12 protein-coding genes are annotated in these 12,906 nt (G+C 43.8%); 9 read left to right on the top strand and 3 right to left on the bottom strand.

Features of this window, described 5'->3' with window-relative positions:
• Nucleotides 1–137: 137 nt before the first annotated feature.
• The 4 genes from CGZ90_RS12930 to CGZ90_RS12910 all read left to right on the top strand — a co-directional run bounded on the left by CGZ90_RS12930 (nt 138) and on the right by CGZ90_RS12910 (nt 5,814).
• Nucleotides 138–689 (top strand): sigma-70 family RNA polymerase sigma factor, encoded by a 552-nt coding sequence (locus CGZ90_RS12930; protein WP_094252915.1) that lies wholly within the window; start codon nt 138–140, stop codon nt 687–689.
• The gene (locus CGZ90_RS12925) at nt 686–2,134 is read left to right on the top strand and encodes a hypothetical protein (RefSeq protein ID WP_094252914.1); all 1,449 of its coding nucleotides are present in this window, start codon (nt 686–688) and stop codon (nt 2,132–2,134) included. Before CGZ90_RS12930 ends, CGZ90_RS12925 begins: the two co-directional genes overlap by 4 nt.
• A gap of 872 nt (nt 2,135–3,006) precedes the next feature.
• Nucleotides 3,007–3,921 carry a C39 family peptidase gene (locus tag CGZ90_RS12915; RefSeq protein ID WP_094252912.1) on the top strand — a complete coding sequence of 305 codons (915 nt, stop codon included), beginning with the start codon at nt 3,007–3,009 and terminating at the stop codon, nt 3,919–3,921.
• Between the two features lie 210 nt (nt 3,922–4,131).
• Nucleotides 4,132–5,814, top strand: a complete 1,683-nt coding sequence (locus CGZ90_RS12910; protein ID WP_240515431.1) for a bifunctional metallophosphatase/5'-nucleotidase — start codon at nt 4,132–4,134, stop codon at nt 5,812–5,814.
• 85 nt (nt 5,815–5,899) lie between these two features.
• Here the strand turns inward: CGZ90_RS12910 and CGZ90_RS12905 are convergent, their stop codons facing one another.
• Together CGZ90_RS12905 and CGZ90_RS21080 are read right to left on the bottom strand one after the other, a co-directional pair.
• Nucleotides 5,900–6,523: a hypothetical protein gene (locus CGZ90_RS12905; RefSeq protein ID WP_094252911.1), complete on the bottom strand. Its 624-nt coding sequence runs from the start codon at nt 6,521–6,523 to the stop codon at nt 5,900–5,902.
• 12 nt (nt 6,524–6,535) lie between these two features.
• A complete protein-coding gene (locus CGZ90_RS21080) occupies nt 6,536–7,672 on the bottom strand; it encodes a YHYH domain-containing protein (protein WP_094252910.1) in 1,137 nt (378 codons plus the stop codon).
• Nucleotides 7,673–7,955: 283 nt separating this feature from the next.
• On the opposite strand from CGZ90_RS21080, the gene CGZ90_RS12895 reads away from it, so the two are divergent.
• From CGZ90_RS12895 to CGZ90_RS12875, 5 genes are read left to right on the top strand one after another with little or no spacing between them, the layout of a single operon-like run.
• Entirely contained in the window at nt 7,956–8,396 is a 441-nt protein-coding gene (locus CGZ90_RS12895; protein WP_094252909.1) for a DUF1257 domain-containing protein, read from the top strand.
• Nucleotides 8,397–8,409: 13 nt separating this feature from the next.
• Nucleotides 8,410–8,628 carry a DUF2997 domain-containing protein gene (locus CGZ90_RS12890; protein ID WP_094252908.1) on the top strand — a complete coding sequence of 73 codons (219 nt, stop codon included), beginning with the start codon at nt 8,410–8,412 and terminating at the stop codon, nt 8,626–8,628.
• Nucleotides 8,625–9,323 carry a ComEA family DNA-binding protein gene (locus tag CGZ90_RS12885; protein WP_094252907.1) on the top strand — a complete coding sequence of 233 codons (699 nt, stop codon included), beginning with the start codon at nt 8,625–8,627 and terminating at the stop codon, nt 9,321–9,323. Before CGZ90_RS12890 ends, CGZ90_RS12885 begins: the two co-directional genes overlap by 4 nt.
• Entirely contained in the window at nt 9,323–9,958 is a 636-nt protein-coding gene (locus CGZ90_RS12880; protein ID WP_094252906.1) for a 4Fe-4S single cluster domain-containing protein, read from the top strand. Before CGZ90_RS12885 ends, CGZ90_RS12880 begins: the two co-directional genes overlap by 1 nt.
• A complete protein-coding gene (locus CGZ90_RS12875; RefSeq protein ID WP_240515430.1) occupies nt 9,955–11,637 on the top strand; it encodes an AAA family ATPase in 1,683 nt (560 codons plus the stop codon). The genes CGZ90_RS12880 and CGZ90_RS12875 overlap by 4 nt, the downstream gene beginning before the upstream one ends.
• A gap of 89 nt (nt 11,638–11,726) precedes the next feature.
• Here the strand turns inward: CGZ90_RS12875 and CGZ90_RS12870 are convergent, their stop codons facing one another.
• A complete protein-coding gene (locus CGZ90_RS12870) occupies nt 11,727–12,599 on the bottom strand; it encodes a nuclease-related domain-containing protein (RefSeq protein WP_165766848.1) in 873 nt (290 codons plus the stop codon).
• Nucleotides 12,600–12,906: the final 307 nt, after the last annotated feature.

Here is a 12,906-nt window from a genome sequence, read left to right as displayed (position 1 = left end):
CCAGAATCCACCTTTAGCCCCTACCCTCTCCCATGATTTTCCTCCATAATGGCAAAGGATAAAAAACTTGTCATTTTTTTGAAGCCTGTTGAAGGCGAGCATCGTCTTACCATCAGAGAACAAAGGAGGTCAATTACTTGAGCACCGCAGAAGATGAGTTCGACTGGCGTTCAGAGCGCAATGAGGACGCAATTGTTTATTTTATGAGGCAGTACGGGGAGGAAATAAAACGGCTCGTGTACACGTTCGTGAAAAACTGGGAGCAGGCAGAGGACATCACTCAGGATGTTTTTGTCACACTGTATACCAAATTGGATACATTCCGCGGAGATTCGGCTGTGCGCAGCTGGATCTACACGATCGCGATCAACCGCTCCAAAGACTATTTGCGAAGCTGGCATCACCGCAAAATATCGTTTACAGACAAATGGATGCCGCTGACAAGCGCATCTTCGACAACGATTGAGGAAGACGTGATTCAAAACTCGGACAACAAAATGCTGGCTGACTCGGTACTCGAGCTGCCGCTAAAATATCGCGAAGTCGTCATACTCTACTACTACAAACAATTTTCATTGAAGGAAATAAGCAGCATAATCGGCGTGAACGAAGGAACGCTGAAAACGCGCCTCATACGAGGACGGAACAAACTGCAGGAAATCTATGAAAAGAAAGGAGGCCGTGAATGATGGAGAAAAAGCTGAGTAACCTTAATAGCATTTTAAATGATGAAATGTCTACTGAAAAAGTGTTTACCGCAAAGGATGAGGCGGCCGTCCTGAGAAAAATCGAGGAACTACGGTACGCGAAAATTAAACCGAAGCGCAAGAGCTATGCGCCACAGGTGCTGACTGCCGCGGTTGTTGCTGGAATCGCTTTTGCTGGTTATGAAGTAATGAACTACGAAAAAGCGCCTAACAGTGCTGAGAAAAAAGAAGTAAAAGAGCAATTCGCGGCACCGAACGAGCAGTTCTCAGAGCCTAAAGGAACTGTAACGTATGATCCGGACACGAAGACACTGGACGTGAAAGGCAGTGTTGTAAACAAGTCCCAGCATGCGGGTGTACCTTTTAAAATGAAGCTGGCATTGAAAAACCCTAGCATTGCTGAAGCAGCTGGTGTGCCAGAAGTATTGGTCGATGTACCAAAGGGCGAAATGCGCGCTGGAGATCCGTTCAGATTCGCATCTTCTATCCCGCTGGATGCTGAGATTGACCCGACTGCCCTTGAGAATGGGATTGAAGTGGTTTTTTATAACGATGAGAGTGTGCTGTCTTCTTATATCATCAGCGATTTAGTTGTGAATGAAGCTGCTGCTCCTAAGGCAACGGCAATAAACGTGGAGACATTGAGTGAAGTAAATGGCGATGAGGATACCCAGCTCAACGTTCAAGTGACGTTTGAAAAGAACAATTCAGCTGAAATCGTATATGTCATGAATGATGAAAACTATCGTAAAAACGTTACCTTTGAAGTCCGAGACGAAAACGTTGTGACGGTGAGTGAAGACGGCGTTGTTGAAGCTGTGGAAAATCCGACGGCTGACGAAACTGTGATTATCGTAAAATATCAGGATGAAACTGGAGAGGTACTGGAATTTGAGGTTCCGGTCAAGCTTGCAGAATCCGAGGTTGATGAAGGAAAAGCAGCTGAAGCACGTCAGTATTTTGAGGGACTTACTTGGGGGATGTCTAAGGAAAAATTCAGAAAAATTGTTCCGAATGCAGTAGCCAAAAATCATCCAGACTACTATTCAATGAAAACCGACTCATTTACGCATTTTAATTTTGCAAAAGGAGACTCGTCAATTTCGTATATATTTAAAGAAAACAAGCTTGCAAAAATAAGCATATCATTTAACACTAATGAAAATTACGATACAGAAACATCACGTTATGATGCTGAAGATCAATTTAGCCAACTTTACCTGTTTTTATATAAAATTTTCGATCCTGATAAGAAGAATTTAAATATTCCTGATTATAGTTTCGCCCCTAATCCTTGGAACATTTCTGGAACTGAGGTCAAAGTGCATTTTTATGTTAATCTGGAAAAACCAGAAACACCTGAACATGATGCCTATACAACTATTGAGATAGTTGGTCAATCGGATGGTCAACCCATCCTAAAATAACTATCCCGGATCCGGTACCATATCAAGTGGTACCGGACTTTATTTTATAAGACTGCCTACCGAGTGAAGGACAAGAATAAAAATTACTAATCCCACTGTCATCCCGATTGTCGCCAGACTTCTAAATGCGGACACCCATCCACGTATCCCCTTGAAACCCAATACCCCTAGTAAAAAAACGCATAAGGTTACATATACGATGGCCATTAGCGGATGTAACGCATAGGTTGCGCTTAAATCCAGATATGATATTGCGCTATACGACAATCCTATGCATATGAGCGCCCCCAAAAACGCCCCGATGTTCAATGCCTTATTCATTCTTGCTGCCCTCTTTCAAAGTAATTTTCTGTTTTATAGAATTCTATAGCCTCTTTTTCTTACCCTCCTCCTATTTACTCCGGCAGGAATTTTTTATAAAACAAACAACTTGGGGTACGGTACCTTTTCGGAGAAACCGCTTTGCAGCCGCTTCATATGGAAAAGGAACCGTACCCCAGAGATTTTATCTGTGGACAAATCCACTTATCCACCAAGCCGTCAACAGTATGCACAGGGAGTTATGACGAAAGTTTTGAAAACCGACTCGGTATTTGTCGGAATATAGATTATTGCTGTGTTTCTGTGGATAACGTATGAAATCTATCGAAATAGTTATCAACAGGTACCGTACCCCCTGTCCACTCCATGCTCTCTCCCCTGGTACCGTACCCCAAGGGGCAGCTCGAAAAGTCTTGATGTTTCTGGGGGTGCTGATGTTCCTTATTTTAATTGGTTAATAAATCATTAAATTAGTTATGTTTCCTTATGAAGAAGTATCTGTCAAACTATACAATTGTTTGTAGAATAAAATCGTTTTTAGGAGGAAAAGGATGAAAAAGTTTACTAAGCTGCTTCTGGCTTTGTGTCTGGCACTTTCTGTTTTTACGGTCATTCCGGGAAAACAGGCGTCTGCTGCAACGGCCATTAATAAAACGGTTTACGTCAGTGTAGATGTGGCGAATATCCGTACTGGTCCTGGTACAAATTACAGCCGTCTGACACAGTTAAAGACTGGCGCTAAAATGAGAGCTTACGAGCAGGTGACGAACAGCTCTAAAGAGATCTGGTACCATGTGGTGCTGCCGGATGGCCGTAAAGGATGGGTTGCGAGCTGGATCGTGAAAACGTCTGTTCCGCCATCAAAGGTTGTATTGAGCGCTCCGCTCGTTAATCAAAATCCTGAACTGCCTCGCGGTTGTGAGGTTACGAGTTTATCCATGATGCTCGGATATGCTGGGATGAGTGCCAATAAGATGACGCTTGCCAGCAAGGTGATAAAAGATACGACGCCTTACCGTAAAGGTTCGGACGGAAAAGTTTATTTTGGCAACCCGAATGTTGGGTTTGTCGGCAGTATGTATGACATGAACAAGCCGGGATACGGTGTTTACAATAAGCCAGTTGAAAGCTTGGCACGCCGGTACATGGGTTCGCGCATCGTTAACTTGACTGGAAAGCCGTTCAGTACAGCGGTTATCTCTCAGCTGCAAAAGAAGAGACCTGTATGGGTCATCGCGAATTCACGCTTCACGAAGCTTTCTTCAGAGCATTTTTCTTATTTCTATACACCGCAGGGGCCGGTACGCATTACTTACCGTGAGCACTCTGTTCTTGTGACGGGCTATGACAGCTCATATATTTATTTCAACGATCCGCTGGCTGTCCAGAAAAACCGCAAGATTGCGCGCAGCAGCTTCATCGCCGCGTGGGAGCAGATGGGTCGCCAGGCGATCAGCTATAACTAAAGATGTGTTTGTTTTGAAGGGGGTACGGTACCTTTTCGGAGAAACCGCTATGCAGCGGCTTTCATTTGAAAAGGTACCGTACCCCCTTCTTTTCCCTCGTCGGCTATTTTTACAAAATGTTTAGCGTTTTTACAAAATTTTTTCTCTAAATTTTCATCATTCGTGTTATGGTTGTTTTAGATGTTAATTAATTGAAGGGTTGGTGGATGTATGGCACATAGTCAATTTTTTAAGAAAATGGCAGCGTCTTCATTGGCGGCTGTTCTTGCAGTTGCTCCATTTGCATCATCTGATGCGGAGGCGCACGGCAAGCGTAATCATAAAGAGCGCAATGACAAGCCGTTTACACTTAGCTTGATGCATACGAACGACACGCACGCTCGTCTTGATAACGTTGCGAAGCGCATCACGGCGATTAAAGAGGTTCGTGCGGCAAAGCCTAAATCACTATTGATTGATGCAGGGGACGTTTTCTCTGGCAGCCTTTATTTTAACGAGTTTAAAGGACAAGCTGACCTTGAGTTTATGAACCTGGCAGGCTATGACGTTATGACTCTCGGAAACCACGAGTTTGATCTCGGCTCAAGCCCTGAAGGCCATAAGGCGCTTGCTGACTTTGTAAAAGGCGCAAAATTCCCGATCGTCAGCACAAACGTTAATTTTTCAAACGACAGCCAGCTTTCCGGTCTTTTTAAGGGCGGTACTCGATTTGAGCCTAAAGGCGGAAACATCTACAACACTCTCGTGAAGTATGTGGACGGTCAGTTAGTTGGTTTCTTTGGTCTCACAACGGAAGAAACGAAGGACATTTCCAGCCCTGGAACAGTAGAATTTGAGAATTATATAAAAGAAGCGAACAAGGCGGTTAAATTCCTTGAAAGACGCGGCATCAACAAGGTCGTGGCGGTCACTCACCTTGGATATGACGACAATCCTGAGTATGACAACGACCTAGAGCTTGCCAAGTACGTGGACGGCATCGATGTTATTGTCGGCGGGCACAGCCACACGCAGCTGAACGCACCGGTAGTGATTTCAGCAGATGAAAACGGCAAAGCGAAAGATCCAACGGTTATCGTCCAGGCATACCAGTACAGCGAGTACCTTGGAACGCTTGATGTCGAGTTTAACAAAAAAGGAAAAGTGATCAGCCATTCCGGCCAGCTCATTAAAGTAGCCGACAAAGCAGCAGACCCGCAGGCGGCTGAGATGCTGAAAAAGTATTCTGATAAAATTGCAGAGCTGAAAAACACACCGACTGGCGGTACGGCGGTAAAAGCACTTGAAGCGCCGCGTACGGATGGTACAGGAGTAAGTGTGCGAAATTCAGAGCTTCCGCTTGGAAACCTTATTACAGACGGCATGCTCGATAAAGCAAAGGCCTACAACGCTGAAACAGTTATCGCGATGCAAAATGGCGGTGGTATACGTGCGACGATCAACCAAGGTGAGATTACACTTGGCGAAGTCTTGACTACCCTTCCATTCGGGAACACGTTAGCGACAATGAAGCTTACGGGTGCTGAAATCAAGTCAGCGCTTGAGCACAGTGTCAGTCAAGCGCCTAAGGAAAGCGGAGGATTCCTTCACGTTTCGGGAATGAAGTTCACGTATGACAGCACGAAGCCAGCTGGCTCGCGCGTTGTTTCTATGGATGTGAAAAACGCAGACGGCACGTTTACAGCGATTGATCCTAGCAAGCAATATGTTATTGCAACAAACGCCTTTACTGCAAAAGGCGGCGATGGGTTTACTGTGTTTAAACAGGCTTATGACTCTGGGCGTGTGACAGATCTCGGGATCTCTGACTGGGAGAACCTGCGCGATTACGTAGCGAAGCTTGTAAACGTTGATCCGGCTGATGAAGACCGTATTGTGGATATTGGAAGATAAATAGAATGAATTAGGGGGTACGGTACCTTTTCGGTGAAACCGCTATGCAGCGGGTTCAAAATGAAAAGGTACCGTACCCCCTCTTTTAATTAACCCTCGAGACGCTGAAAATCACGCCAGCGGTTTGATCGTATTTTAAATTGTAGCGAATAAAGCCCTCTTCAATCGATGTTTCATTTTTGTGATAATTGTAGGACTCATCAAACAAACGCAATTCTTTAAGCACGTTCCCTACTTCTTTTTTACTTAAATCAGGATTCGTCATGCTAACAAGTAGTCCCATCGTAAGCACGATATCCTGTCCGTCTCCCTGGCCTACCATGATTAATTCATGAACCTTTCCAGACTCATCAATATTTTCGATAACTGTCACATCATCAGTCACGAGCGACGTTATCGTTTCTTTTTCCTTCTTTGTTCCCTCGAGCTTGTAGTTTAGCTTTAGTGCTTTCACTTCTTCAGCAAATGATTCGGTAAATTCCTGATGGCTGTAATAGAGCGGAGCAGTCATTAGCGCTCCAGCTGCAATCGGTGCAGCAAAATATGCTGCTGCACCTGCCGTAATTGCCCATCGTTTCTTGGTTGTATATTTCTTTTGTTTCCATAAAATGAATAGCCCTAGCGGCGGAAACAAAATAAGGAAAGCCCATGTGATCCAGGATTTCTGAAAAATGCCCTTTTTTCTTGTTAACGTTTTATCTGGCTGCATACCACTGTCCCCTTAAAATAATTGTTTAATATGCGTTTTAAAAATAAAGCTGAGTTCCTCGCCTTTTTCCACCAAACTGTTCTTTAGGCTTTTGATAATGGACTGATTATAAGGAGTCTCGTTTTCCGCCTCCATAATGTGATTGAAAAGTGAATTTCCATCACGGTCCCAACTCTTAACGCCAAGTGTCTCTTGAATGACGGCTTCCTTCTCAACGTCCTTTAGCAGCTCTTTGTATTGGGGCTGCAGATTGGCAGGAGCATTAATAATGAGCAGCTTCAGCCACTTTTTTGCCTTTTTATACGATTGATTTTCGACCGTTTTTTTCATATCTTTTGTTAAATCTTCAAGCGTTCGCTGCTTAAGTTTTGTTACCTCAGCTTCGTTTTTTTTCATTACAAGAAGCTCATCGAGTGTATTGAGCGTCTCTTCATACTCTTTTTCAACTAATGTTTTTTTTGCTTTCTTAAAAAGCTTGTTATACTTCTCTTCTGCTTTTACCACTTTTAGCAGATCTCCGCTTTTCTTCTTCAGCTCAGTTCCTGATTTTTCATGATCTAATATAAAGTTCAAATCAGATTTGGCTTTTTTGTATTTTTTAATTTTAAGATGATGTGTTGATGCTGTGAAAATGCCGTTGAACGCTTCCTCTAAAAGATCCTCTACTTTTGCGTCTGCTTTTTCTAACTCATAAATAGCTTCAATTTCAACAATTGCTTCTTTATAGTTTTTCGACTGTATCAAACTAGTTGCTGTCTTGTAAAGCTTGTCTGCTTTCACCTGTTTTTCATCTACTTTTTGTGGTGCTGGCTTCGGCTTTGGTTTTGGTGCAGGTGCCGGCTGCGGTGCTGGTTTTGGCTTAGGAGCCGGTGCTGGTGCAGGCTTTGGAGCTGGTACAGGCGCTGGCTTCGGAGCAGGAGCTGGTGCTGGCGCTGGCTTCGGAGCAGGAGCTGGTGCTGGCGCTGGTGTTGGTGTTGGTCCATTTCCATTGTGATAGTGATAACCGGTACAAAGGCCTTTTGAAATCGATTTCTCTGAACAGTTATGCCCTCCGTTGCCATCCAGCCGTCCTGGATGCGCACTTGCCTCAGATGCTAGTCCTAAAATAATAAAAAAAACTATACTAGAAGTTATGAATTTACTAAACATGCTTTCACTCCTTAAAGAAACTTTCTTTAATCTACCATTTGTTACAATATGATTACAAGTGTTAAAATGATTTTACAATAACTTTTTCGTTTAAGGAGATTAAAGGGGGTACGGTACCTTTTACAGAAAATAGCCTCACAAAGCTTTTTCTTCATAAAGGTACCGTACCCCCATCTTTAAAACAGAACATTCTCCTATATTTCTATCTAAATATAAAGTGAAAATAATGTTATACTCATACAAATACTGTCATTTTATGTTGTTTGTTTAAGGAGGTATACATATGAGTATTGAGCTAGTTTTAATTCCGATCGCAATTGCGGCGACTCAGTTTACATCGGAGCAGATAAAGAAAAGAAAAGAGAAAAGTGAGTCGTACCTTCTCTCTTCTTATATGAAGGATGAAAAGCTTCTTCAGCAGGCTTTGGAACAGTACGGTTGCAGTACCGTAATGCTTGAAGATTCGAACATTGCTTTACATAATGGGGCTCATCAGATGGCTTTTTATAAAAACGTTGAAGATATTTTCGACCTTGTTGCTGATTCTTCTGTTTCACAGGAGGATGCGGAACAATTTTTACATCATATACAGGATGAATACACGCGCATCCTTCAGCAGGAGACGTATCAAAAACTGTTAGAGCGTGCCCAGAAACAAGGATATGTGCTTGAATCGGAAGAGATCACAGACAATAATTCTATCGTCCTGACATTTAAGGTGTAAGGGAGGAATGGTAATGGATCAGCGCATAAAGATTGAGATTGGACCTGATGGCAAAATCAAAGCAGAGACGCTTGGTTTAAAAGGTAAAGAATGCCTTGAATTCCTAGAGAAGCTTGAAAATATGCTCGACGCTGAAACGGTAGATTCAGCGTTTACAGATGAGTATTATGAGACTAGCCAATTGGTAGACAAGCAATCTATCACACAGCAAAGCAGGAGGGGCAAAGAATGAAAAACGGCATCACTCAAAAAGGCCGAGCTTGGGAATGGAAGAATTCACTCTGGATGTTCTGGACATTTATTCCGTTTAGCTTCTTTAATTATATTTCTTTCTATTACATCGGATATCGCGTGAAACAGCGTAAATGGACGATTACTGGCGTTGTTTACTCTATTCCTTTTATCCTTCTTATTGTCGGCATGGAAACAGTTCCTGAAGACCATTGGTTTTCTGATATGTCATTCGTGATTTATTTTTTGGCTTGGATTGTGTCGCTCATTCATGTTTTCCGCATTCGGCCTGAATATTTGCTTCGCCTTGAAAAGCTAAAAGACAGCGGATATGAGGAAAAAGAGATGGAGCGTTTAAAGCAAAGTATTAATCGTGAATACGCTCTGAGCTCAGCACCAGTTCCACCCGTTCAAAATGTAAAGCCAGCACAACCGAAAACTGAGACACTTCACGTTCTTGATGTAAACCTTGCTTCTGAAGAGGAAATTGGCGCATTGCCAATGATTGGAGCGATTTTGGCGAAAAAAGCTGCTCTTCATAAAGAACAGAATGGCGGTTTTCAAAACTTTGAGGAGTTCTGTCAAGTATTGCAGCTTAAGCCGCATGTGATGGAGCGCGTAAAAACTCACGTTGCATTTTCACCTGTTAAAAAGCCAGCAGCAGCCGTTAAATCTGGAAGGATTGTCGATTTTTAATGAGACTGCGTATCCATCGTTTTTTGCCCGTGACAACGGTTGAGGGGCCAGGCAAAAGAGCATGCCTCTGGGTGCAGGGGTGTTCGATTCAATGCCGCGGCTGCGGTGTACCATGGACATGGAACTCCAAAGGCGGCAGCGACACGACTGTCATCGAGATGTTTTCACAAATTAAAGAAAGCTTGCAAAAAAATGATATTGAAGGCGTAACATTTCTCGGCGGAGAGCCGTTTGACCAGGCTGAGGCATTAGCGGAACTTGCCGCTCTTGTGAAAAGCATCGGATTGTCAGTCATGTGTTTTAGCGGCTACACATACGAGACTTTGCTGCAAGGACATAAACCGGGTTCAGACACTCTTCTCTCTCTCACTGATTTATTAATTGATGGACCCTTTGTGCAAGAACAGCTGGACCTCAGCCGTCCTTGGGTTGGTTCGTCCAACCAGAACTATCGTTTTTTGACGGACCGTTACTCATTCCTGGAAGATCAGCTGCACTCGATCCCGAATAAGCTTGAGATCAGAATCGAACGAAATGGCGTAGTCGCTGTGAATGGCATGGCTACACAGAACGACTTAAGGCAACTTACGACAGGCTTCGGCCATCGCCAAAAAGGAAGGAACGAATGGTTATGAAAACTGCAAATAAGATGAGCAAAAGTACGGAAACGGTGCTCTCGGAACTCTTAAAAGCCCGTTTTCCTTTTTTATACATATCAACTTACGAAGAGGAACGCGTTCTATCAGTCATCCGTTCTGTTGCCGCAGATGTGAACCTCATTAAAACACCCCGAAGAGTCTACACATGGCGGCTGACAACAGGCATAACAGATGAATTTTCGCAAAAGGTCGGAGATACGGCTGCTCCCCTTAAAGCTCTTGAATACATTGAAAAACTGGATGAGGCAGCCGTCATCGTTCTTCAGGATTTCCATATTTACTTTGGCGGAAATGGAAAGCTCCCTGATTTCCATGTAATACGAAAGCTGCGCGACATGGTCATCAAGTTAAAACTCAGTCCGCGTCCTAAAAATGTAATATTCACATCTCCTTTTCTTGTCCTGCCAAATGAACTGCAGAAGGACGTAACAATTGTTGACTTCAATCTGCCAACTTTCGAAGAGATAAAATCCATTTTAAACGAGATGATTTCTGTTAACGAACAAGCTGGACGCATCAGAATTCACCTGATGGAAGAGGAAAAGGAACAGCTCGTTAACGCCGCATTGGGATTGACACTGTCGGAAGCAGAGAATGCTTTCGCACGAGCGATGGTAGAAGACGGCAAACTAGATGTGGATGATGTGGATGTCATATTGAAAGAGAAAGAGCAGATTATTAAGAAAACCGGCATACTGGAATTCATTAAAAGTGACTTGAGGATGGAAGACGTCGGCGGGCTTGAAAACCTGAAACGCTGGCTGCAGAAACGGAACAGATCGTGGCTTGATTCGGCAAGCAAGTATGGATTATCCGCCCCTAAAGGTGTGCTGATCACGGGCGTTCCTGGCTGTGGAAAGAGCTTGATATCTAAGGCGATCAGCTCTATGTGGCACCTTCCTCTCCTTCGTCTGGATATTGGAAAAATTTTCAGCGGCATTGTAGGAAGCAGCGAGGAAAATATGAGGGAAGCAATCAAAACCGCTGAGGCCCTCGCCCCTGCTATTCTTTGGATCGACGAGATTGAAAAAGGATTCAGCGGTCTTGGCAGCAATGGTGACAGCGGCACGTCAGCGCGTATTTTTGGTCAGTTTTTGACATGGATGCAGGAGAAATCAAGTCCTGTATTTGTCATTGCGACGGCAAACAATATTCAAAGTCTTCCGCCTGAGATGATGCGTAAAGGGAGATTTGACGAGATTTTCTTTGTCGACCTCCCGACAAAACGCGAACGGATGGAAATTTTGAAGGTTCACATGGGTAAAAGGCTGCATGATGCGTCAGTTGTAGGATCCTTTGAGCAAAGTCCCGAGACATTATCAGAGCTTGCAGACAGCACTGAAGGCTTTGTTGGCGCTGAAATTGAGCACCTCGTCGTGTCTGCCCTATTTGAAGCGTTCTCTGAGAATCGAAGTATCACTCTAGCTGATTTCGAGCGCGCGATCGAGAACACTGTTCCATTATCAGTGACCCAGGCAGAGCAGATACTCGCTATCAGGGAATGGGCAAATATTCGCGCCATTACCGCAACTCCGCAGGAAGACCGTGTTGACTATAACGGGGCTCCTCCTAGAAAACCTGAGATTCCAAAGCCAGAGAATAACGAAAATAACGATATCCACGCCGCCCGCGGCGGACGTGCGATCGACTTCTAAACTTTATGTGTGGGGGGTACGGTACCTTTTTCCATTGAAGCTGCTGCAAAGCGGTTTCTCATGGAAAAGTACCGTACCCCCTCTTTTTGTTATTTTGATAACAGAAGCTCTAAACATAGGTTATAAACTAGTTTTGTGGAGTGACCCTCATACTGCAAACCAAGGGATTTTAGCCATTTTTGAAGGGAAGATTTTGAGGTGAACCGGAGGAACTCCCGCAGATCTTTTTTGGTCGCTTTTTTATTTATGAGCAAGGCATAATCAATCAGGGCCAGTAACCCTGCACTATCCTCACGTACGAGGCACTTATGGCATAGCCAGCCTCTCCCTTTTTTTACAATATCAAAGCTTTTGCATGCGGAACATTGAACACCTGTCATTAAATCTGAAGGTAAAAGCTGATATACAGGGAGGATTGGATTTTTATTCGGAGTATGAATCTGAAGGAGGGTTGCAGCAACTTGTTCTAGTTGCTTTTGACTGAGCACGTTTCTTCTAAACTGGCCAGCATACTCAGTCATTCTGCTCGTAATTGCAGTGTACCTGATTACTGCAGCATGATCCCGCGAATCTGATGAAGAGACCGTAATTTTTGCATAAGGATTCGCAACGACAACAAGATTTTCAATCGGAAGAGGAGGCAGCTTGTTATAAGCAAAACAATCCTTAAGCTGCTGGCTCTGACGGCGCACTTGATTTATGGGATCTGGAAAGACCTCTTCAGAGCCGTCTTTTTTCTTTCTAATCAATTGGTCGTACCGAGGCTCGAAAAGCAGTTGACCAGAGATGTTCTTCACTTCCATTACGAGTGCATATCCAGGTGTTAGGGCTAGTGTATCAATCTGGAAAAACCGATTTCCCTGCGTATCTGCTGGTATCCGCAAGTCATACAGCACTAGCGTTTTTGCAGGAAGCTGGTCAATGAAGTATTGCGCTGCAAGTTCTCCCTTATATCCCGCCAATTGCCTTGCGCAGTCCTCCTCTACCCTAGACCTCATAGGATGATTTTGCGATAGCCTCCTGGTTAAAGCCTCTAGCATCATTAACCTTATAGGCTTAGACCGCTCCTTGTAAATCACATCATCACCACTTTTCTATTTAATAGATTTAGATATGATTCGGGCTTGGATGATATGTACCTGCTGAAAATTGTTTAAAAATTGGGGATGAATTTGGACTAGTTCCGTTTCTTGCTAATCTAGCAGATCCCTTATTGGGCAGCATGCGCCGTTTTAGGGTTATTTGGAGCTAGGCTGCGCCGTTTGTTAA

Source organism: Fictibacillus aquaticus, from assembly GCF_002245695.1.
Taxonomy (GTDB): domain Bacteria; phylum Bacillota; class Bacilli; order Bacillales; family Fictibacillaceae; genus Fictibacillus; species Fictibacillus aquaticus.
Note: the sequence above shows the minus strand (reverse complement) of the source record. Positions and strands in the feature narration are given on the sequence as shown.